Consider the following 21,054-nt stretch of genomic DNA (forward strand, 5'->3'; position numbering starts at 1 on the left):
CCCATCATGGCCGACCCGATGGTCGGCCAAACCCCCATGCTTGCCTGAACCAGAAAGCTCTTCCAGAAAAAACTTTCCCGTTGACACGCCGCCCCTCATATAAGGCCGGTGCCACTGTTTTATTCGCGGCGCCGCGACGCCCGCTCAGGACGAAAAGATTTCCCGCGCGCGGTGCGCCAGGCCGCTGGCCACCGAGACGAATTCGCCGCCGGCGCTCAATTTCCCCCGGCCGAACCGGCGGGCGAAAATGTCGCGAACGGCGGGGACCAGCGACGAGCCGCCGGTCAGGAAGACACGGTCCACCGCCTCGGTCCGGATGCCCGAACCGGACAGAAGAGCGTCGACACAGGTTTCAACGGCGGCAAGCTCGGGCGCGATCCAGCTTTCGAACTCACCCCGCGTGACACGCCGCTCGATCCGCACCGGGTCGTGATCGAACAGCAGATCGGCGGCTCCCGCCCCCGACAGGTCGCGTTTCAGCTTTTCGACGGCGCGATAGAGATGAAAGCCCAGATTGTGCTCGACCAATCCCCGCAACTGGCCGAGTTGATCGGGCCGGTCGACCTTGCCTTCAAGTTCGCGCAGAAGCCTGAGGGTCGAGGGCGTATTGAGAAAACCGATATGATGCCAGCGCTCCAGCTTACCGTAGATCCAGGCCGGCACCACCAGCGTCTTGCCGGCGCTTTCGAAAGAGGCGCCCTTGCCGAAATGCTCGCCCAGGGCATGCTGCACGATGCGCCGGTCGAAGGCGTCACCGGCCACCCCGACACCCTCGGTGCCGAGGATGGCGTCCTCGGGGCGGGCCAGACGGGAGCGCCCCGGCCCCAGGCGGATCAGGCAGAAATCGCTGGTCCCGCCGCCGAAATCGGCGACCAGCACCGTCTCGTCGCGCTCCAGTCCTCGTTCGTAATGACAAGCCGCGGCAATCGGCTCGAATTCGAAAACCACCTCCTCGATACCGGCCCGGCCGAAGGCGTCGCGCAGCCGCGTGGTGGCGAAATCGTCCTCGGACGCCCCGTCCTCGGCGACGAAGCGCACCGGCCGCCCGGCGACGACGCGCCTCACCGGGACACCGGCCACCTGGGAGGCATGGACACGCAGGTCGGCGACGACCAGCGCGATCAGATCCTCGAGGGAATAGCTTGCCCCGAGAAGGGAGGTGCCGGTGAAGGCCCGGCTGGTCAGATAGGATTTGAACGATTGCAGGAGACGGCAGCGCTCGTCGCCGTTGAGATAGGCCTCGATCGCCCGATGGCCGATCAGCGGCTCCACCCGTCCCGCCGGGTCGCGGCGCGCCCCGTCGAACGCCAACACCGAACGCTGCGTCGAGGAGGGACCGTCGACGGTGGCGAAGGGCGCGACGACGGCCTCGCCATCCGTACCGGCGAGTGCGATGGCGCTGTTGGTGGTGCCGAAATCCACCCCGACATAGAGAGAACCCATGCCGTCAGCGACCCGCCACCGCGCCACGGGCCAGGGCCAGGGCGCCCTCCCGGCTGCGAGCCCCGCAGACGAAGCGGGCCGGATGGCAGAAGGTGGCGTCGGCCACTCCCGAGACGGCGGCCAGCGCTTCGTCGCGCAAGCCCGCCCAGGCGTCGGGAAGCGGCCGACGCTGGGCGAAGGAGCCCTTTTCCGGCGGAACCGCGCTGCAGGTCCAGTCGTTCCCGGCCGGCCTCACCACGTAAAGCACCTGAGCCAGCCCGAGAGCGAAGACCGCCTCCTCCCACGGCACACGGCGATCGAGCACCAGAATGGCGGGATCCTCGGAGGCGCGCGCCGCTTCCGCCACTTCCCGCCTGGCCAGAACGTCGGCGTGGGCCCGCGCGCAGGTCCGCAGGAGAACTGCGCCGGCCAGATCGGCGGCGGCGAGAAAAGCCTCGGTCTCGTCGCGCCCCTCCTCGGCGAAGGTCGGGTTCCACGCTTCGAGCAGAGCCGAAAAATGCCCCGACATGGGCGTCGTCGCGCCATTGTCCATCAAATCGACGTCGCGGATCAGACCGGCGTCGAGGGCCTGCCACACCGACTGGACAGCCTCGTCCCCGGCGGCCGGAAGCAAGCCGCGCACGGCCTCGGCGCCGAAATCCCGCCAGACCAGTCCGGCCGAGCTGTAAGGCGCGCCGTCGGTCCTGAGCGGCTTGTCGCGCATGTGATGATCATAACGCCGCGCCCCAGCATCGAAAACGCCGCCGACGTCGAAGACCACGTCGGCGGGCGCCAGCACCGCGCCGTCGCGGGTCCGGACCAGGGTCAGGTCTCCGCCCGTCGCCGCCTTCAGGATGGCATAGGCGAAAACGTCGTCGGCATGAAAGGTACCGCTATGGGTGGCCACCGTCAGCAAGGGCCGTCTCCTAAAGACATCGCGAAGGCTCGTCGGCCGGGCCGCCCGCGACATAAAGACGGCCCTCCGGAAATCGGAAGGCTTCTTTATGCGATTTTACCCCTTCCGTCCAAGCGCTCAGTAATGCAGCGGCACGGAAATGGACGTTCCGGCCTCGGGCAGGTCGAAGGCCGAGGCATCGAAACGCGGCGGGCCGAATACGCTGGGATCGTTGGACAGCCCCCAGCCCTCGGCGGGAAACATGCCGAGGAACAGGTTCAGTTTCTGGTTCCCATCCTCGTCATGATAGGCCAGCACCGCATAGCGGCCGGCGGGAACGTCGTGGAACACCGCCGTCACCGTCCCCTCCCGGGCCGGCACCGAAAGCACCTGCAGGGCTTTCGGTTCGTGGCGAAAGGATTCGGCATCGGCGTAAAGCGCGACGCGGACCGTTTCCTTGGCCTCGCGCACACCGGTCACGGCGACCGTCAGATCGGCGGCGGCGGCACCCGAGGCGGCGGCGGTCAAGGCGAGCAGGACGCCGGCGAGAACCGCCGGCTTCGAAAAGGACGCGAAGAACACCATGAACTCCTTTTTCTATTTCTTGAGACGCCGGGCCAGATGTTCGGCAAGCCCGATGGTGGCAAGGCCGGCGGCGACATGCAGCCCGCGCAACACGGTCTGTGCCTCCTCCATCTGCAGATAAACCGGCAGGACCAGTTGCGCGATGCCGAGAGCCGGAATGAACAGCCCCCAAAGACCGCTTCCCAGGGCCAGGGGAAGCGAGCGCCTGCCCGTCTGCACGGCCAGCACCCACAGGGCGAGAACCACCAAAAGCCCGCAACTCATGTGAAGGACCACCGGCACATCGAACCCCAGCCAATAGGCGGTTCCCAGGCCGAGGGCGAGCAGGCCGAACAGGCGGGACGCCATCAGCGAAATCTTCGTACTTTTCGTCATGCGGACATCGCTCTCCTAAAATTTCCTCCCGCCATGGCCGAGGGCCAATTGGACGGGCCGGTCCCGCCGAAAGACGCAAGGGCCGGGATTTTTATTGCACGTCACGGCGGGAAAAGATGCGCCTCCTCTTCCCGGATGGAAACTGGAATAATTCTGTAATTTGCGACAAGCGGGTGTCGATACGTCAAAATTTTCTCATTTCGATACCCACCGGGCCGGGCCTTCTTTAAAATGGCGGGCACGTCGCGAAGCCTGCCGAAGGAGAAAAAAACCACCATGCACACCCATCCCGCAGCGTCGATGGACGCTTTCATCGCCGGCATGCCGAAATGCGAACTGCACGTCCATCTGGAAGGCACGCTGGAACCGGAACTGAAATTCGCCCTGGCCGCGCGCAACGGCATCGCCCTGCCCTTCGCCACGGCCGGAGAATTGCGCGCCACCTACGATTTTCATGATCTGCCGTCCTTCCTCGCCATCTATTACGACGGCATGCGCGTCTTGCGAAAGGAGCCCGATTTCTACGACCTGACCTGGGCCTATCTGGCCAAGGCCCATTCGCAGAACGTCCGCTATAGCGAAATGTTCTTCGATCCGCAGGCCCATACGGCGCGCGGGGTCTCCTTCGACACGGTGATCCGGGGCATCCGCCGGGCGCAGATGGACGCGGAGAACCGGCTGGGCATCCGCAGCCAATTGATCATGTGTTTTCTGCGCGACTGGAGCGCCGAGTTCGCCATGGCGACCCTGCTCGAGTCCCTGCCCTACAAGGAATGGATCATCGGCGTCGGCCTCGACTCCGACGAGAAGAACAACCCGCCGCTCAAGTTCCGCGAGGTGTTCCAGCGCGCCAGAGAGGAAGGCTATCTGCTGACCATGCATTGCGACGTGGATCAGGACGACACGACGGCGCACATCCGCCAGTGCATCGAAGACATCGGCGTGTCGCGCCTCGACCACGGGGTCAATACGCTGGACGATCCGACCCTGATCGCCATGGTGGCGGAACGCAAGCTGGGCCTGACCATCTGTCCGGTCTCCAACGCCTATGTCACCGGCGACAGCAAGGCCAGGCAGATCAAGCGGTTCCTCGACCTCGGCATCCGGGCGACGGTCAATTCCGACGACCCGGCCTATTTCGGGGGCTATATGACCGAAAACCTGCTCTGTACGCAGCGCGAGGCGGATCTCACCCGGGACGAGGTGACCCAACTGATGCGCAACGCCTTCGAATCGACCTGGCTGCCGAGAGCGGCCAAGGATCGTTTCCTGGCCGAACTGGAAACCGCCGCCGGCTGATTGCCGAAGCCCCGGCGGATCGGACCGCCCGCCGGGGCTGAGGGGGCCTGTTGCGCCCCCGTCCTCAAATGGGGATACCCCCCATCATCTCTCGACCATAAGTTATCAGACGAACAAGGGCGGCCGTTCGGGCAAGCCTCTTTCCGTAACGGGGATTTGCGTGGTGGGTATCACAGTGGCCATCGACAACCCGGGCGCAGGAGCGCCCAACGAAAGCAAACCGGATGAGACCGAGGCACGCTGCCGCCGGCTCGCCGAACATTGCTCGGACATGATCGCCCTGCTCGATCTCGAAGGGCGTTACCTTTACGTCTCGGCGGCCAGCATGCCGCTTTTCGGACAGACCGAGGCCGATCTTCTCGGGCGGCACGCCGTCGAATTCGCCCATCCCGACGATGCCGACAAGTTGCCGGCCATCATCGCCCAAATCCGACGGACGCCCAGGGTTCACACGCTGACCTTCCGCCGACGGCGCAAGGACGATCAATTTTGTTGGGTCGAATCGAAGGTCCAAGGAGTCCTTGGCCCCGACGGCACTGTCAGCGAAATCATTCTGACGGCGCGGGACATTTCCGAACGCCGCCAGGCAGAGGAGGAACTCCGCATCGCCGCCCTCGCCTTCGAAGCCCAGCACGGCATGATCATCACCGGCCCCGACGGGGCGATTCTCCGGGTCAACCGGGGCTTTACCGAAATCACCGGCTATTCGGCCGAGGAGGTGATCGGCCGCAATCCCAGCATGCTCAAGTCGGGCCGTCATGACCAGATGTTCTACCAGGCCCTGTGGAACAGCGTCGAAGAGACGGGATCCTGGAAAGGCGAACTGTGGAATCGCCGCAAGAATGGCGAAATCTACCCCCAATGGCTCAGCATTTCGGCGGTCAGAGGCGTATCCGGCCAGATTTCCCATTATGTCGGCTCTTTCGCCGATATCACCCAGCACAAGGCCGATACCGACAAGATCGAACATCTGGCCTTCTACGATCCCCTGACCCGCCTGCCCAACCGGCGGCTCCTCGAGGAACGGTTGAGCCAGTCCCTGATCACCAGCTTGCGCAGCAAGCGGGAGGGGGCGCTGCTCTTCATCGATCTCGACAATTTCAAGATCATCAACGACACCCTGGGTCACGACAAGGGCGACCTGCTGCTGCAGCAGACGGCCCAACGGCTGACCGCCTGCGTCAGAGAGTCCGACACGGTGGCCCGCCTGGGAGGCGACGAATTCGTCGTCATGCTGGAGGAGCTGAGTGAGAACCGGGCCGAGGCGGCGGCGCAAACCCGCATCGTCGGGGAAAAGATCCTGGCCGCTCTCGATGCGCCTTACAGGCTCAGCCCCTATGAATACGAATGCAGCGCCAGCATCGGCGTCGCCCTGTTCGGCGACCACCGGCAGAACATGCATGACATCCTGAAACAAGCCGACCTCGCCATGTATCGGGCGAAGACCGGCGGACGTAACGGCATCCGTTTCTTCGATCCGGAAATGCAGGCGTCGGTCAGCGCGCGGACCGCGCTGGAATCCGAATTGCGCCGGGCCATCCGTGAGAAGCAGTTCGTCCTGCATTACCAGCCGCAGGTGGACGCCGGCGGCCGGCTGACCGGCGCCGAGGCGCTGTTGCGCTGGCAGCATCCCACCCGGGGACTGGTGTTTCCCGATAACTTCATTTCGGTGGCCGAGGAAACCGGCATGATCGTGGGGCTGGGCCGCTGGGTTCTGGAAACTGCCTGCGAGCAGTTGGCCGCCTGGGCGAAACGGCCCGAAACGGCCCATCTCAGCCTGGCCGTCAATGTCAGCGCCGGCCAATTCCGGCAGACCGACTTCGTCAACCGCGTCCTGGAGACCGTCCGCCAGAGCGGAGCCGATCCCCTCCGGCTGAAGCTGGAACTGACCGAAAGCATGCTGCTGGACGACATCGAGGACACCATCACGAAAATGCAGGCGATGAAGCACCACGGCCTCAGCTTTTCGCTGGACGATTTCGGCACCGGCTATTCATCGCTGGCCTATTTGAAAAGCCTGCCCCTGAGCCAGTTGAAGATCGACCGCTCCTTCGTCACCGACGTCCATACCGACCCCAACGCGGCCGCCATCGCCAAGACCATCGTCTTCCTGGCGCAAAGCCTGGGCCTCACCGTGATCGCCGAAGGGGTGGAAACGGAAGTGCAACGCCGGTTCCTCGACGAGAACGGCTGTCGGGACTATCAGGGTTATCTGTTCAGCCGGCCACTGCCCCTCGATGAATTCGAACGCTTCACGGTGAAACGGGAGGAGTAATACCGGCGAGCCACGTCAGGGGCTCGCCGGGAGTAAGAAACATGAGCGGCCCGATTGGCCGCCTCCGTCACCGCGAGGCGCGGGCGAAGTCGATATAGATCTCGCGCAGGCGCTTCGTCGTCGGGCCGGGCGTTCCGTCGCCGATGGCCTGATCATCGATCGTCACCACCGGCGTGACGAAAGCCGAGGCGCTGGTGAAGAACGCTTCCGCCGCGTCCAAAGCCTCGGCCACGGTGAAGGGCCTCTCCTCGACACGGATATTCTTCTCGGCGGCCAGCGCCAGGATCGCCTTCCTGGTACACCCCGGCAGCAGGGCATGGGAATTGGGCCGGGTCACCAGGACATTGTTCTTGGTGATGATGAAGACCGAAGACGAACCGCCTTCGGTGACGAAACCGTCCTCAACCATCCACGCTTCCTGGCAACCGGCCTCGTGAGCGGCCTGCTTGGCCAGGACCTGGGCCAGAAGGGCGATGCTCTTGATGTCGCGGCGGGCCCACCGGATGTCCTCCAGCGTCTTGGCCTTGATGCCGGACTTGGCGGTGGGCGAGTCGATGATGGTCTTGGCCTGGGTGAACATCAGGAGCGTCGGCTTGACGTTCTCGGGAAAGTGAAAGTCGCGCGGCGCCACGCCACGGGTCACCTGCATATAGACGACGCCTTCCTTGACGCCGTTGCGCGTGATCAATTCCTTCTCGATCTCCTCGACGCGGCTCATCGGCGCCGGCAGCGGCAGGAAAATCTCGCCCAGGGAACGTTCGAAACGCGCCAGATGGGATTGATTGTCGACGAGATGACCGTCGAGAACGGCGGACACCTCGTAGATGCCGTCGGCGAAGAGAAATCCGCGGTCGAGGACCGACACGCGAGCCTCGTCCAGAGGCAGGTACTCTCCATTCAGATAGGCGATAGAGGTCATGATGATATCGTCCCGGTGTTGTTCGTCAGTGAGTGAGAATTTTCGATAGGAAGGCCTGGGCGCGGTCGCTGTGCGGCTTGCCGAAGAAATCGTCCTTGGGAACATCCTCGACGATCTCGCCCTTGTCCATGAAGATCACGCGGTCGGCCACCTTGCGGGCAAAACCCATCTCGTGGGTGACCACCATCATGGTCATGCCGTCCTGCGCCAGTTCGATCATCACGTCCAGAACTTCCTTGATCATTTCCGGATCGAGCGCCGAGGTCGGCTCGTCGAACAGCATGGCCACAGGATCCATGGCCAAGGCCCGGGCGATGGCGACACGCTGCTGCTGTCCGCCCGACAACTGGCCCGGCCGCTTTTCCGCGTGATCCTTGAGGCCGACCCTTTCAAGCAGCGACAGGGTCTTGGCCATGGCCTCCTCGTGGCTGCGGCCCAAGACCTTCTCCTGCGCCAGGCAGAGGTTCTCGGTGATCCTCAGGTGAGGAAACAGCTCGAAATGCTGGAAGACCATGCCGACCCGCGCCCGCAACCGGTTGAGGTCGACCTTGGGATCCGACAGATCGACCCCGTCGACGATGATCCGCCCGCTCTGGAACGGCTCCAGCGCGTTGACGCATTTGATCAGCGTGGATTTTCCCGAACCCGACGGCCCGCAGACCACCACCACCTCGCCCTTGCGGACCTTGGTGGTGCAATCGGTCAGGACCTGGAAATTTCCATAGAACTTGTTGACCAGGGTGATGTCGATCATGGGCGGTACGGACATGGGCGATCTCTTCCGATCCTAGTGGACCAACTAATTGAATTGTGGCGAATATCTGATGACTGGCGGGGACGCCATCCGTCAGATATTCGCCACTAGCGGGCGAATTCGTTGCGCCGCTGGAGATGGCGAACCAGCATCGAGGCGGCGAAGCACATGATGAAATAGACGACGGCGGCGAAAAGATACATCTCGACCAGACGGCCGTCACGCTGGGCGACCTTACCGGCGGCCCCCAGAAAGTCGGTGATGGAGACCACATAGACCAGCGAGGTATCCTGGAAAAGCACGATGGTCTGGGTGAGCAGCAGCGGCACCATATTGCGGAAGGCCTGCGGCAGCACGACATAGCGCATCGACTGCATATAGCCGAGACCCACGGCGCGGGCGGCAGCCAGTTGCCCACGCGAGATGGACTGAATACCGGCCCGCATGATTTCGCTGAAATAGACCGCCTCGACCAGGGTGAAGGTGATCAGCGCCGAGGAAAAGGCGCCCACGGCGATGGGGCGTTCGGCGCCGGTCAGCCACTGACCGATATAGGGCACCAGAAAATAGAACCAGAAAATCAGCAGCACCAGGGGCAACGAACGCACGAACTCGACATAGCCGATGATCAGGCGGGGCAGCACGGGCACCGGCGAGAGACGGATCACCGCCAGGATGGTCCCGAGGATGCCGGCCAGCAGCGTGGCGAGGCCGGTCAGCAACAAGGTGAATCCCATTCCGTCGATGAGCAGATAGCTCAACGAACGGCGGATCACGTCGAAGTCGAAATTGGCGAACATCGGCGGCGTCTCCCCCTCAGCGACCGGTCAGAGACACGCGGCGCTCCAGCGTCCGCATGGCGATCACCACCACCATATTGATCACCATGTACATGATGGTGGCGGCGGTGAAGGACTCGAAGACTTGGAACGAGAATTCCTGCATGGCGCGCGCCCGCGCCGTCAGTTCGAGAAGGCCGATGGTGAGCGCCACCGAGGTGTTCTTGATGGTATTGAGGAATTCCGAGGTGAGCGGCGGCAAGATGATGCGGTAGGCCATCGGCAGCAGCACATAGCGATAGGTCTGGGCGACGGTAAGACCCAGGGCCTTGCCGGCCATGGACTGGCCCCGCGGCAGGGCGCCGATGCCCGCCCGCACCTGTTCGGCGACGCGCGACGAGGTGAAGAACCCGACCCCGGCCACCGCCGAATAGAAGGCGGCGTTGGGCATTTGCTTCATCCACAGGCCCAATCCGTGCGGCAACAGTTCGGGCAGGACGAAATACCAGAGGAACAACTGAACCAGCAGCGGGATATTGCGGAAAAGCTCGACATAGGCCCCGGCCAGCCATTGCAACGGCCGGATCGGCAAGGTGCGCGCGATGCCCACCACGGAGCCCACCACCAGTCCCACCGCCCAGGCGGCCAGCGAGGTGAGAATGGTCCACCACAGCCCGGAGAGCAGCATGTCCAGATAGGTGCCCGTGCCCTCGGGCGAAAGCTCCCAGAAGATCTGCCAGTTCCAATGATAGTTCATAGTCGTCTTTTTCCCCGAAGCGGCCGCGGTTTCATGAACGCCGTTCAGATAGATCTTGTCCCACCGTCATGGCCGGGACGGTCCCGGCCATGACAACACCCCTTTTAGTTCGCCACGTAGGAGGCCGGATCCGGCGAATCGGATGGTTGGGCGAAGGCCTTTTTCATGGCCGCGTCCATCGGCACGTTCAGCACCAGACCCTTGGGCGGGATCGGCTGGGTGAACCACTTTTCATAGATCTTGACGCCTTCCGGGCTCTTGTAGAGATCGGCGGTCGCCTTGTCGACCAGGGCTTTGAAGGCGGGATCGTCCTTGCGCAGCATGATGCCGTAAGGCTCGGGCAGCGAGAAACTGTCCTTCGAGATCTCGTAGGCGGCGGGCTCCTTCGAACCGGCGATCAGGCCGGCCAGCAGGATATCGTCCATGACGAAGGCGGCGGCGCGGTCGGTTTCCACCAGCAGGAAGCCTTCGGCATGATCCTTGGAGGGCAGCACGGTCAGCCCCAGGCCACGCTCGGCATTGGCTTCGACGACCTGCTTGATGTTGGTGGTCCCCGAGGTCGAAGCAACGGTCTTGCCCTTAAGGCCCTCGATGCCGGTAATCTTGTTGGCCTTCTTCGAAACGAAGCGGCTGGCGGTCAGGAAGTGGCTGTTGGTGAAGGCCACCTGTTTCTGACGATCGACATTGTTGGTGGTCGAGCCGCACTCCAGGTCGATGGTGCCGTTGGCCATCAGGGGGATACGGGTCGAGGAGGAGACGGGGTTGAGCTTGACCTCGAGCTTGTCCAGCTTGAGATCGGCCTTCACCGCATCGACGATCTTGTAACAGATGTCCATGGCGTAGCCGACGGGCTTCTGGTTGTCGTCGAGATAGGAGAAGGGCACGGACGATTCGCGGTACCCCAGGGTGATCGATCCGGTCTCCTTGATCTTTTTCAAGGTTCCGGTCAGATCCTCGGCGGCGGCCGGAGAGGCGGCCAAGGCGCCGGCGACCACCCAGAGGAGCAGTGGTTTCACGCGCATCACGGTTCTCCTAATATCGTTGAGGTCATGAGAAAATCAGGTTCGGAGTCGAAGTCGGTATCGGATCTGCGTCCGTCGCCGCCGCCCAGCAGCGCCCAGAGCCGGGACACCGAGCGGCGATGGTTGGCGCGGTCCTTGAAAGCCACCACCTTGAGCGGCAGCGTCCACATGTCTCCCTCGATCGCCGTCAGCCGGCCGGTGCCGGCCAGCGCCGTGCTGTCGGGTAGCCAGGCGACGCCATGGCCGGCCAGGGCCATGTCGCGGAGCACGTCGGACATGTCGTTTTCCAGGATGCGGGTCCCCGTCACGCGGGCGTCGGCGGTCTCGAAGATCAGATCGACCAGCCGGGCGAAATAGACCCCCACCGAATACATCAGCAACGGCACCGGACGCTCGGGCGTCCCCGGCAAGCCGAAGCCCCGGGCCAGCAGTTCCGGACTGGCGTAAGGGCGAAGCATCTCCGTTTCGACCACCACCCGGTCGTAGCGGTCGGGATCCAGCTCGATCGGTTGCTGGTCGCTCAGGTAGCAGAACATCAGGTCGGCATTGCCGGCGGTGAGAGCGGTCACCAGATCATGAATATTGCCCAGCGCCACCGTCGAACTTAACGGCTGCTGGTCCGACCAGGATTTCCACCAATGCGGAAGCCGCGTGGTGGCCAGAACGAAAGGCAGGGCGATGCGGACATGTTCGCGCCCCGGCGTCGCCTTGCCGGCGACCTCGTGGCGGGCTTCGATCACCTGTTGCAGGATGTCTCCGGCATGCTGACGGAACTGCTCGCCCTCGGCCGTCAGGCGGGTGGGGAATACGCTGCGGTCGATCAGCGCCACCCCCAACCAGGATTCGAGGGACTGGATACGGCGGCTGAAGGCGGCCTGGGACAGGTTGCGGCGCTCGGCGGCGCGCGTGAAGTTCCCCGTCTCGGCGACGGCCAGGAAATCCTGCAGCCAGCGGATGTCCATCAGCACGCCCCTCCACGGGAGGAGCGGCGAAGGTTATGGACAGGATATGGGTCATTCGAATTTCGCATAGGCCAATGGTAAGCAGAGGAAAGCGTGCCTGCCAATGCAAGTTTTGCATCATTTTTGATCTTTCTTCATTATTGCCTATAATATGTGCTTTTGCTGAAAAAATAGCCGGCAATTGCGTTTTTTTGGATCACGGATGAACGCCGGCGGGCCCCGATGAACGCGGATGAAAATGACACCACAGGCATTCCGATCCCTTCCCTGGCAGGCGTTGCCCAAGAGTGAAAATCGCCGGCGGCGCGACGGCGTCCCTCCGCGCTCATCGAGACCCATCGGCGTGCATCCTTTGTTTTTCACATCTCGCCACCGAGCCGCCACCCCACCGAAGACGCAAGAAATCCCAATGCAAAAGTTGCATTGGCCGGCGGCGCCGGGCCGTTTCATGATGTGGACCACGCCATCAATCGCATCGGTTCCAGAGGACCTGCCATGAACATTCCCCAGCCCTATCTCATGTTTCTCGGCGACGTGCCGGATCAATTGGCCGCCAAGACGGCCGCCGGAATCGCCGATTGGCGCCCCGAATGGTGCGTTGGACAATTGCGCCTGACCGGCTGCAAAGCCGATCTCTCCATCCCCGACCTGACCATCGCCGAGGCCAAAGCCAAGGGCGTCCGCACCCTGGTGCTGGGCGTAGTCAATGCCGGCGGCGTGCTGCCCGATCATTGGATCGGCGTCGTCGTCCAGGCCCTTGAAGCCGGCATGGACGTCGCCAGCGGATTGCACACCCGCCTGGGCAGCGTCCCCGCCATCGCCGAGGCCGCCCAGCGTTACGGCCGGCAATTGTTCGACGTGCGCCATTCGGATCAGCATTTCGCCACCGGCAAAGGGGTGAAGCGTTCAGGCCGGCGCGTTCTGACCGTCGGCACCGATTGCTCGGTGGGCAAGAAATACACCGCGCTCGCCCTGGAAAAGGAAATGCGCGCCCGTGGCATGAAGGCCGACTTCCGCGCCACCGGCCAGACCGGCGTGTTCATTTCGGGACGCGGCGTCGCCCTCGACGCGGTGGTTGCCGATTTCATCGCCGGAGCCGCCGAATGGCTGTCGCCCGCCGCCGAACCCGATCATTGGGACCTGATCGAGGGCCAGGGATCGCTGTTCCATCCCTCCTTCGCCGGAGTCACCATGGGATTGCTGCACGGCGCCCAGCCCGACGCCTTCGTCGTCTGCCACGAACCGACACGGACCAAGATGCGGGGCGTCGAACGCCCCCTGCCCTCGATCGCCGAGGTGATCGACCTGACCGTCCGCTGCGGCCAGGTGACCAGCCCGGGCATCCGACCGCTCGGCATCGCCGTCAACACCAAGGCTTATGACGAGGCGACGGCGCGCGCCTATCTCGACGGGCTGGCCCGCGACCATGGCCTGCCGGCCACCGATCCGATCCGTTTCGGCGTCGGCGGCCTGGTCGACGCCTTGCAGGCGAAATTTTCGTAACACCCCGTCTCGTTGCGGGCGCAGGCGAAGCGATCCGGCTTTCACGGGCCCACTAGAGCGATTTGCGACCACGTTGGGTCACTTACCTTTTCGTCATTGCCGGGCTTGACCCGGCAATCCATGGACCCCCGGATCAAGTCCGGGGGTGACGGAAAAAACGATGATCCAATATGATCGCAAACCGCTATAGCCTCCGGATTGCTTCACTTTCGCCCCGCGACGACAAGCTTTGAGAGAGGCTTTCCATGCCCACGCCCATTTTGAGCGTCGTCACCGAACATTGGCCGATCGCCGGCGGCTTTACCATTTCACGCGGCAGTCGCACCGAGGCGGTGGTGGTGGTCGCCACGCTGGATGATGGAACGGTGCGGGGGCACGGCGAATGCGTCCCCTACGCCCGCTATGGTGAAACGGTGGAAGGCGTCGCGGCGGCCATCGAGGCGATGGCGCCGCTGATCGCCGGCGGCCTGACCCGGCGCGATCTCGCGGCGCGCATGCCGGCCGGGGCGGCCCGCAACGCATTGGACGCCGCTTTTTGGGATTTCGAGGCCAAGGCATCGGGCCACCGGGTCTGGAACCTGGCCGGCATCGCCGCCCCGAAGCCGGTGACCACCGCCTTCACCCTGAGCCTGGGTTCCCCCGATTCCATGGCGGCGGCGGCGGAAAAGGCCGCCGGACGCCCCCTCTTGAAAATCAAGCTGGGCGGTGCCGGCGACGACCGCCGCATCGCCGCCGTCCGCGCCGCCGCCCCCGCGGCCACCCTGATCGCCGACGCCAACGAGGCCTGGACGCCGGAGGTTTTCGCCGTCAACCTCGCCGCCTGCGAAAAAGCCGGCGTGGCGCTGATCGAACAGCCGCTGCCGGCCGGACAGGATGCCTTCCTGGAGACGGTGAAAAGCCCCATCGCCTTTTGCGCCGACGAAAGCTTCCACGGCCGCGACGGTCTGGCGGCCATGCGCAACCGCTATCAGGCGGTCAATATCAAGCTGGACAAGACCGGCGGCCTGACCGAGGCCCTGGCGGTGGCCAACGCCGTCCGCGAGGCGGGCCTCGACATCATGGTGGGCTGCATGCTGGGAACCTCTCTCGCCATGGCCCCGGCCTTCCTGCTGACGCCGCAGGCCCGCTTCGTCGATCTCGACGGCCCGCTACTGCTGTCCCGCGACCGCGATCCCGGCATCGCCTACGAGGGCAGCACCATGCAGCCCTTCGGATCACGCATCTGGGGTTGACCCGGCGCACAGTCCCTCTTGCATCCGCTCCGCCCGCGCCTCCTTCGGGTGCCGTCGGATATTGAGCCCTGATGGCAATTAATTGCTGGGAGAGGAAAGAGTCTTTCTTCAATAATCCACTATTCTAGTATTCTAGAAGGAAATGGATTATGTCGAGCGGCACCGACCTCCCCCATTTGAGCGCGACCGAACTCGTCGCCGCTTACGGCACCCGGCAATTGTCACCGGTCGAGGTGACCAGGGCCATACTCGACCACATCCTGGCGGAAAATCCCAAGGTCAACGCTTTCGCCTTCCTGGCCCCGGCGGACGAGGTCCTGGAAACAGCCCGGCAATCCGAACGACGCTGGGCGCAGGGCACCCCCCTCGGCCCGGTCGATGGCGTCCCCGCGGCGATCAAGGACCTGCTGCTCACCCGAGGCTGGCCCACATTGCGCGGCAGCCTCGCGGTCCATGCGGAACAGCCCTGGGCCGAGGACGCCCCCGCCGTCGCGCGCCTGCGCGAACAGGGCGCGATACTGCTCGGCAAGACCACGACGGCGGAATTCGGCGCCAAGGGCGCGACCGACACACAGCGTCACGGCGTGACCCGCAACCCCTGGAACACGGCGAGGACGCCCGGCGGCAGCAGCGGCGGATCGGCGGCCGCGGCGGCCCTGGGATTCGGACCGATCCAGATCGGCACCGATGGCGGCGGGTCCATCCGCCAGCCGGCATCCTTCACCGGCCTCGTCGGATTCAAACCCAGTTTTGGACTGGTGCCGGGCTATCCCGCGTCGTTCCGCGGCTCCCTTTTTCATGTCGGTCCCCTCGCCCGTTCGGTCGCGGACGTTGCCCTGATCCTGAACGGCATCGCCCGCCCCGATCACAGGGACTGGCTCTCCCAACCCCATGACGGCCGAGACTGGCGCCTGGGCCTGGAGGGTGGCGTCACGGGACTGCGCATCGCCTTCAGCCCCGATCTGGGATATGCCCGAGTGAATGCCGAGGTGGCGACCATCATCGCCGAAGCGACCGACGTATTCCGCTCCCTGGGCGCGACGGTGGAGCAAGCCTCTCCCGGCTTCACCGATCCCTTCGACGTTTATTACGGCCTGTCCGCCGCCGGCGCGGCGAGGCTGGTCGACAGCTTCACTCCGGAAGACCGCGACCGTATCGGCCCGAACCTGAGGGCCATGGCCGACGCCGGACGCAAGATCGACCTCGGCGCCTATCTCGGACTTCAGGACGAACGCGCGGCCCTCGGCCGGCTCCTGGAGGGCTTTCACCATGATTGGGATCTACTGATCACCCCCACCACCGCCAACTCCGCGCCCGGTGTCGACGAAACACCCGGGCGGGGGTTTTTCACCTATCCGTTCAACCTCACCAAGCAGCCAGCCATCTCGATTCCGGCGGGAACGACGGCTGCCGGGCTGCCGGTCGGATTGCAGATCGTCGGTCCTCGCCTGCACGGAGATTCTCTGGTCCTAAGGGCGGCGCGCGCTTTCGAACGGGTCCACCCCTTCACATTGCCCAAGACCGCCAAAGGAGACCGCTCATAATGATTTTCAGGCATCAACTGCGCCGCGCCATCAGCGCCCTGATCGCGGCCCTGGCGCTGTCTCCGCTGTCAATCGCGCCTCTGCATGCAGAGGACATCGCCATCGGCGAAGGGCTGTCCATTGCATGGGTGCCCTTCTTCGTCGCCGACGAAAAGAAATTGTGGGACGACCAGGGATTGACGGCCAAAAGTACCCTATTCGCTTCGGGGCGTCTGGTCCTGGACGCCCTGACCGGGGGTCATGTGATCCTGGGCACCGCCGCCGAAACACCGGTCATGTTCGCCAGCGTCAATAACCTGCCGGTACGGATCGTCGCCACCATGAACCGCTATGAATGCTTCGACGTGGTGGCGGCCAAGGACATCCGGAGCATCCAGGATCTCAAGGGCCGCAAGATCGGTTACGCCCAGGGCACCAATTCCCACTATTATCTCTTCAAGCTTTTGGACAAGGCCGGCCTGAAGTTCTCGGATGTCACCGCCATCAGCCTCAATCCCGGCGATTTCGTCAGCAGCCTGTCCAACGGCGCCATAGACGCCTTCATCTGGACGGAACCGCACCAGAGCCAAGCGGCCGCCCTGCCCGGCGGCGGCTTTCACGTCATCCGCACCCCGGGGCTCTACAACACCTATTCCAGTATCATCGCGCTGCAATCCACCCTGGACGAAAAGCCGGAATTGGTGGTCAATGCTTTGAAAGCGCTGATCACCGCCGACCGCGTGGCCAAGGAAAACCCGGAAGAAGCCATCCGGATCGTCGCCGAAAAGGTCAAGCTGGATCCGGCAATCGCCCGTGCCCTGTGGCCCAACCTGCACCTCGACATCGATCTCGACCGACAATCCCTGGTGGCCGAACTGGAGAACCAGGCGCGCTGGGCCAGCGCCAACAATCTGGTCCGTCCCGATGCCAAGCTTCCCGACTTCAACACTGTGGTGGTGTCGGGGCCACTGGAGGCGGCACGCTTGCAGCTCAAAGCCGTGCAAAAGTGAGCTTGACGGCACGGAGAGGACGGCGCCTGTCGGTATCGCTGGGTATCGCCGGCACGACCCTGTTCTTCATCGGGTGGGAAGCGCTCAGCCGTTCCGGCCTGGTCAACACCGTCATGCTCCCCGCCCCCACCACGGTGATCCAGGCCGCCTGGGCGCTTTCCACCAGCGGACAACTCCTGTTCCATCTGGTGGCCAGTCTTTGGCGTTCGGCGGCGGGTTTCGCCACCGGTGGAGCGCTGGGAGTCCTTCTCGGTCTGACCATGGCGCGGCTGCCGCGCTTCAGCGACACGATCTATCCGCTGGTCCAGATGGCCCGTGCCATTCCGGCCCTGGCCTTCGTACCGCTGGCGGTATTCTGGTTCGGAATCGGCGAGGGCTCGAAGATCTTCCTGATCGCCTGGGGGGTCTTCTTCCCGACCTGGGTCAACACCTTCATCGGGGTGCGCGACGCCAACGAACTCCTGATCCGTGCCGGTGCCAGCCTGGGGGCGCGGGGCTGGCGAATGACCGCGTTCGTGATCATCCCCAGCGCGTTGCCCTTCATCATCGCCGGCCTGCGCATCAGCCTGGCTGTCGCTTTGATGATCCTGGTGGCGGCCGAACTGACCGGAGCCGTATTCGGCGTCGGCTATCTGATCCAAATGTCACAGATGGTGTTCCGCGTCGACCAGATGTTCGTGGGACTGGTGGTCCTGGGCGTTCTGGGCTTTGCCTCGGATCTGCTGTTCAACCGGATCGTGGCGCTGCTGTTGCCCTGGTATGGCGCCGAGCGGACCCGGGAGACCTCGTCGTGACGTTCAGCCTCGATATTGCGCGGCTGTCCGAAGCCTATCGGAGCGACGACCTCACCCCGTCCGGAGTCGTGGCCGAGGTTTTCGACCGCATTGCCGTCAGCGGCGACGACGGTGTCTGGATTACCCTCGTCGATCGCGGCGAGGCGCTGGACCGGGCCAGGGCGCTTGAGGCCATTCCACCCGCCGGACGCGACGCCCGCCCCCTGTTCGGCCTTCCCTTCAGCGTCAAGGACTGCATTGACGTGGAGGGATTGCCGACCACGGCGGCATGCCCCGATTTTGCCTATCGGCCCAGTGTCTCAAGTCCGGTCGTCGAACGCCTGCGGCGAGCCGGAGCGATCTTGATCGGCAAGACCAATCTGGACCAGTTCGCCACCGGCATCGTCGGGACGCGCAGCCCCTATGGCATCGCCCGCAACCCCTTCGATCCCGCCTGCATCCCCGGTGGATCCAGCGCGGGCGCGGCGGTTTCCGTGGCTGCCGGACTGGTGTCCTTCGCCATCGGCAGCGATACGGGCGGTTCGGGGCGCGTTCCGGCGTCATTCAACAATGTGGTGGGAGTCAAACCGACGCGCGGCCTGATCAGCCTGCGCGGCTCGGTGGGCACCGTGCGCAGTCTTGACTGCCTGTCGGTGTTCGCATTGACGGTGGCGGACGCCACTCTGGTTCGCCGGGTGGCCGAAGGGTTCGACGAGGAGGATCCCTGGTCGCGCAGACCTCGGCCCCACCTTCCTTTGCCGACGCGCTTCCGGATGGCCGTTCCGCGAACCCGCCATCTCGAATTCCTGGGGGATGACGCCAATCGCGGCCTGTTCCATCGCGCGTTGGCGACATTGGAGCGACTGGGTGGAAAGGTTGTCGAAATCGACTATGCGCCGTTCCTGGAACTCAACGAACTGCTGTTCAAGGGAGCTTTCCTAGCCGAACGGGCGGCCTCCTGCGGACCATTCGTCACCGAGCACTCCAACCGGCTTCACCCGGAGACCCGCGCCGTGCTGGCCGGGGCGGCGGAGGTCTCAGGAGTACAGGCGTTTCAGTGCCTGCATCGATTGCAATGGCTGCGCCGCCAAGCCGAGCAATCCCTGGACGGGACCGACCTCCTGGTGCTGCCGACCACTCCCACGCTTTGGACCATCACCGAAATGGAGGAGGACCCTCTGGGCCGCAACGCGGCTTTGGGCCGCTATACCAATTTTGTCAACATGCTGGATCTGGCGGCGGTGGCGGTGCCCGCAGGGTTCCGCCCCGGCGGCCGACCCGCCGGCATCACACTCGCCGCCCCCGCCTTTACCGACGACGCGCTGGCGGAGTTGGCCGAACGACTGCAACGGGCACTGGCTCTGCCCCTGGGGGCAACCGGTTTCCCATTGTCCTAGGCTTGTTTTTCAAGCCCTTGGCTTTAAGGCTTGCCGTCAGCTACCGCACTTCCGGTATTTTGGTTTCGCGATTCAATCAAAAGACGGCATGCCCAGGCTTGAGCCGGGCATCCACGCCCCCGAACAAGTCTCCGTCGTTCGCTCCCACCACGATATTCCCGGTAACTGACGACGGGCCTCAGAACTTGAACACCCCGTCGCTAATCAGCTCCCGCAGGGGCAGGCGCGTGGTCGGCGATTCCTTGCTGCGCAGATCGGCGGGAAGCATCTCCGGATCGCCAGGCTTGCCGATGGCGATGATCACCTCGACCGCATAGGTCTCGGGGACCTTCAAAGCCTCGGCCGCCCGGGCCTTGTCGAAGGCGCCGATGGCCCGCGTGCGCCAGCCGAGCAGATTGGCCTGAAGGCTGAGGTTTACCCAGGCCGCCCCGGCATCGAACGAGTGATAGCCATTGGGCTCGGTCTTGTCGCCGAAGGGATAGACCTTCGCCGACAACAGCGCGATGAGGGCGGACGCCTTGGGTGCCCACTGCTGATTGTAAGCCGCCATGCTTGCGACCATCCCCTGGAAACCCGCGGCCCCGCGCCTGGCGTAGACGAAACGCCATGGCTGGGCGTTGCGGGCGGACGGGGCCCACCGGGCCGCTTCGAGAACAGTGAACAGATCGGAATCGGGTATTTCATCCGCCGCATAAGCGCGCGGCGACCAGCGGTCGATGAATAGATCGTTGACGCCGGCTTCGGCTTTGCGCGTCTCCAAGACAGACATGGTTTTCCCTTCACATAAATGAACAACCCCGCTCCATATGCGAGCCCATCACTTCGGAGAACTTTCCGCCGTGACGTAAATCCGCGCCGATGCCCGGCGACCGTCGCTGTCCGTGACATCGACCTTCAAGACATGAGTCCCCGCCGGCACGATGGCCTCGGGCATGGCGATTCCCGTTGGGCTGAGATAAGGACGCAAGCGATCCGTCAGATCGATGTTCGGCAATTTCAGATAGGTCACCCGCACCGAAGCGGGATCTATCCTCGCCCCGCCGTGCGGAGAGAGACGGATGACCAGGGGAAAGGGCACCTGTGTCGCCGCCGTGTTTCCGGGAGCGACAAAAGCGATCGTCGGCGCCCGCGTGATCGATCGCACCTCGGCCTCGCCCTGGAGATCGTTGGGTAGCCGCGCCTCCTGTTCCGTGATCAGAACCTCGGCCCGACACGTCCCCAAAGTCCCCGACCAGATGACAAGCGCACCGAACAACGAGGCCACGATCGAAACCAGACTAGGCATGCCGTTCAGACTCCTTCCGGATGACCTTACCGCAAGCCCCCTCCGGGGCACGACGGAATTCCTTAAAAAAGCAGGGTCATTCGTTTTACCCCTCGCCCTTTCCCTCATCAACGGCGGGAACGGGGGAAGGGCCCCGGGCAACGGATACGAAGCCCGCCCCGAAAACCGACAGCAAAACTATGGCTTTGCAAGAGTGATGGGTGGGGGTCGATGAAATTGCATATCCGGAATTCGGGGAACGGCGTATAGTCCATCTCGTGTTGTAAAAAAACTACATGTAAGGATGA

At 63.9% G+C, this 21,054-nt stretch carries 20 protein-coding genes; 8 read left to right on the plus strand and 12 right to left on the minus strand.

Annotation, left to right across the window (positions count from 1 at the left end; genetic code table 11):
- Nucleotides 1–144: 144 nt before the first annotated feature.
- From CWS72_RS21880 to CWS72_RS21895, 4 genes are all read right to left on the minus strand, one after another.
- A complete protein-coding gene (locus CWS72_RS21880) occupies nt 145–1,443 on the minus strand; it encodes an Hsp70 family protein (protein ID WP_101252833.1) in 1,299 nt (432 codons plus the stop codon).
- Between the two features lie 4 nt (nt 1,444–1,447).
- Entirely contained in the window at nt 1,448–2,329 is an 882-nt protein-coding gene (locus CWS72_RS21885; protein ID WP_241911850.1) for an MYG1 family protein, read from the minus strand.
- 126 nt (nt 2,330–2,455) lie between these two features.
- Complete coding sequence (locus CWS72_RS21890) at nt 2,456–2,902, minus strand: DUF2141 domain-containing protein (RefSeq protein ID WP_101252782.1); 447 nt, start codon at nt 2,900–2,902, stop codon at nt 2,456–2,458.
- Nucleotides 2,903–2,914: 12 nt separating this feature from the next.
- Nucleotides 2,915–3,277, minus strand: a complete 363-nt coding sequence (locus tag CWS72_RS21895; protein WP_101252783.1) for a hypothetical protein — start codon at nt 3,275–3,277, stop codon at nt 2,915–2,917.
- Nucleotides 3,278–3,553: 276 nt separating this feature from the next.
- On the opposite strand from CWS72_RS21895, the gene add reads away from it, so the two are divergent.
- Together add and CWS72_RS21905 are read left to right on the plus strand one after the other, a co-directional pair.
- Nucleotides 3,554–4,576: an adenosine deaminase gene (add, locus tag CWS72_RS21900; protein ID WP_199175876.1), complete on the plus strand. Its 1,023-nt coding sequence runs from the start codon at nt 3,554–3,556 to the stop codon at nt 4,574–4,576.
- Nucleotides 4,577–4,739: 163 nt separating this feature from the next.
- Nucleotides 4,740–6,851: a putative bifunctional diguanylate cyclase/phosphodiesterase gene (locus CWS72_RS21905; protein WP_146002834.1), complete on the plus strand. Its 2,112-nt coding sequence runs from the start codon at nt 4,740–4,742 to the stop codon at nt 6,849–6,851.
- A gap of 67 nt (nt 6,852–6,918) precedes the next feature.
- On the opposite strand, the gene CWS72_RS21910 is transcribed toward CWS72_RS21905, so the two are convergent.
- The 6 genes from CWS72_RS21910 to CWS72_RS21935 form a co-directional block, all read right to left on the minus strand.
- The gene (locus CWS72_RS21910) at nt 6,919–7,770 is read right to left on the minus strand and encodes a D-amino-acid transaminase (RefSeq protein ID WP_101252785.1); all 852 of its coding nucleotides are present in this window, start codon (nt 7,768–7,770) and stop codon (nt 6,919–6,921) included.
- A gap of 25 nt (nt 7,771–7,795) precedes the next feature.
- A complete protein-coding gene (locus CWS72_RS21915) occupies nt 7,796–8,539 on the minus strand; it encodes an amino acid ABC transporter ATP-binding protein (RefSeq protein ID WP_420824082.1) in 744 nt (247 codons plus the stop codon).
- 92 nt (nt 8,540–8,631) lie between these two features.
- Complete coding sequence (locus CWS72_RS21920; protein WP_101252787.1) at nt 8,632–9,324, minus strand: amino acid ABC transporter permease; 693 nt, start codon at nt 9,322–9,324, stop codon at nt 8,632–8,634.
- Between the two features lie 16 nt (nt 9,325–9,340).
- A complete protein-coding gene (locus CWS72_RS21925; protein WP_101252788.1) occupies nt 9,341–10,060 on the minus strand; it encodes an amino acid ABC transporter permease in 720 nt (239 codons plus the stop codon).
- Nucleotides 10,061–10,164: 104 nt separating this feature from the next.
- Nucleotides 10,165–11,082, minus strand: a complete 918-nt coding sequence (locus CWS72_RS21930; protein WP_101252789.1) for an amino acid ABC transporter substrate-binding protein — start codon at nt 11,080–11,082, stop codon at nt 10,165–10,167.
- A complete protein-coding gene (locus CWS72_RS21935; RefSeq protein ID WP_101252790.1) occupies nt 11,082–12,044 on the minus strand; it encodes a LysR family transcriptional regulator in 963 nt (320 codons plus the stop codon). The genes CWS72_RS21930 and CWS72_RS21935 overlap by 1 nt, the downstream gene beginning before the upstream one ends.
- A gap of 495 nt (nt 12,045–12,539) precedes the next feature.
- Between CWS72_RS21935 and dgcN the strand changes: the two genes are divergently transcribed.
- From dgcN to atzF, 6 genes are all read left to right on the plus strand, one after another.
- Nucleotides 12,540–13,547, plus strand: a complete 1,008-nt coding sequence (gene dgcN, locus CWS72_RS21940) for an N-acetyltransferase DgcN (RefSeq protein WP_101252835.1) — start codon at nt 12,540–12,542, stop codon at nt 13,545–13,547.
- A gap of 245 nt (nt 13,548–13,792) precedes the next feature.
- Nucleotides 13,793–14,779, plus strand: a complete 987-nt coding sequence (gene dgcA, locus CWS72_RS21945) for an N-acetyl-D-Glu racemase DgcA (protein ID WP_101252791.1) — start codon at nt 13,793–13,795, stop codon at nt 14,777–14,779.
- 149 nt (nt 14,780–14,928) lie between these two features.
- Nucleotides 14,929–16,323, plus strand: coding sequence for an amidase (locus tag CWS72_RS21950; RefSeq protein WP_101252792.1), 1,395 nt, complete (start codon nt 14,929–14,931; stop codon nt 16,321–16,323).
- Nucleotides 16,323–17,312 (plus strand): ABC transporter substrate-binding protein, encoded by a 990-nt coding sequence (locus CWS72_RS21955; RefSeq protein WP_101252793.1) that lies wholly within the window; start codon nt 16,323–16,325, stop codon nt 17,310–17,312. The genes CWS72_RS21950 and CWS72_RS21955 overlap by 1 nt, the downstream gene beginning before the upstream one ends.
- Before the next feature lie 2 nt (nt 17,313–17,314).
- Entirely contained in the window at nt 17,315–18,106 is a 792-nt protein-coding gene (locus CWS72_RS21960) for an ABC transporter permease (RefSeq protein ID WP_199175878.1), read from the plus strand.
- The gene (gene atzF, locus CWS72_RS21965) at nt 18,103–19,482 is read left to right on the plus strand and encodes an allophanate hydrolase (RefSeq protein WP_101252794.1); all 1,380 of its coding nucleotides are present in this window, start codon (nt 18,103–18,105) and stop codon (nt 19,480–19,482) included. Before CWS72_RS21960 ends, atzF begins: the two co-directional genes overlap by 4 nt.
- A gap of 178 nt (nt 19,483–19,660) precedes the next feature.
- Here atzF and CWS72_RS21970 read toward each other — a convergent pair whose 3' ends face one another.
- Together CWS72_RS21970 and CWS72_RS21975 are read right to left on the minus strand one after the other, a co-directional pair.
- Nucleotides 19,661–20,251, minus strand: a complete 591-nt coding sequence (locus tag CWS72_RS21970; protein ID WP_101252795.1) for a nitroreductase family protein — start codon at nt 20,249–20,251, stop codon at nt 19,661–19,663.
- Between the two features lie 48 nt (nt 20,252–20,299).
- Nucleotides 20,300–20,767, minus strand: coding sequence for a hypothetical protein (locus tag CWS72_RS21975; protein ID WP_101252796.1), 468 nt, complete (start codon nt 20,765–20,767; stop codon nt 20,300–20,302).
- Nucleotides 20,768–21,054: the final 287 nt, after the last annotated feature.

Origin of the sequence: Telmatospirillum siberiense (assembly GCF_002845745.1) — a bacterium.
Lineage (GTDB): Bacteria > Pseudomonadota > Alphaproteobacteria > Rhodospirillales > Magnetospirillaceae > Telmatospirillum > Telmatospirillum siberiense.

What these genes read in the sequence shown, in the direction of transcription:
- CWS72_RS21880 (WP_101252833.1), bottom strand. Translation starts at nt 1,443, where the DNA reads ATGGGTTCTCTCTATGTCGGGGTGGATTTCGGCACCACCAACAGCGCC.
- CWS72_RS21890 (WP_101252782.1), bottom strand. Translation starts at nt 2,902, where the DNA reads ATGGTGTTCTTCGCGTCCTTTTCGAAGCCGGCGGTTCTCGCCGGCGTC.
- CWS72_RS21895 (WP_101252783.1), bottom strand. Translation starts at nt 3,277, where the DNA reads ATGACGAAAAGTACGAAGATTTCGCTGATGGCGTCCCGCCTGTTCGGC.
- add (WP_199175876.1), top strand. Translation starts at nt 3,554, where the DNA reads ATGCACACCCATCCCGCAGCGTCGATGGACGCTTTCATCGCCGGCATG.
- CWS72_RS21910 (WP_101252785.1), bottom strand. Translation starts at nt 7,770, where the DNA reads ATGACCTCTATCGCCTATCTGAATGGAGAGTACCTGCCTCTGGACGAG.
- CWS72_RS21915 (WP_420824082.1), bottom strand. Translation starts at nt 8,539, where the DNA reads ATGTCCGTACCGCCCATGATCGACATCACCCTGGTCAACAAGTTCTAT.
- CWS72_RS21920 (WP_101252787.1), bottom strand. Translation starts at nt 9,324, where the DNA reads ATGTTCGCCAATTTCGACTTCGACGTGATCCGCCGTTCGTTGAGCTAT.
- CWS72_RS21925 (WP_101252788.1), bottom strand. Translation starts at nt 10,060, where the DNA reads ATGAACTATCATTGGAACTGGCAGATCTTCTGGGAGCTTTCGCCCGAG.
- CWS72_RS21930 (WP_101252789.1), bottom strand. Translation starts at nt 11,082, where the DNA reads ATGCGCGTGAAACCACTGCTCCTCTGGGTGGTCGCCGGCGCCTTGGCC.
- CWS72_RS21935 (WP_101252790.1), bottom strand. Translation starts at nt 12,044, where the DNA reads ATGGACATCCGCTGGCTGCAGGATTTCCTGGCCGTCGCCGAGACGGGG.
- dgcN (WP_101252835.1), top strand. Translation starts at nt 12,540, where the DNA reads ATGAACATTCCCCAGCCCTATCTCATGTTTCTCGGCGACGTGCCGGAT.
- dgcA (WP_101252791.1), top strand. Translation starts at nt 13,793, where the DNA reads ATGCCCACGCCCATTTTGAGCGTCGTCACCGAACATTGGCCGATCGCC.
- CWS72_RS21950 (WP_101252792.1), top strand. Translation starts at nt 14,929, where the DNA reads ATGTCGAGCGGCACCGACCTCCCCCATTTGAGCGCGACCGAACTCGTC.
- CWS72_RS21955 (WP_101252793.1), top strand. Translation starts at nt 16,323, where the DNA reads ATGATTTTCAGGCATCAACTGCGCCGCGCCATCAGCGCCCTGATCGCG.
- CWS72_RS21970 (WP_101252795.1), bottom strand. Translation starts at nt 20,251, where the DNA reads ATGTCTGTCTTGGAGACGCGCAAAGCCGAAGCCGGCGTCAACGATCTA.
- CWS72_RS21975 (WP_101252796.1), bottom strand. Translation starts at nt 20,767, where the DNA reads ATGCCTAGTCTGGTTTCGATCGTGGCCTCGTTGTTCGGTGCGCTTGTC.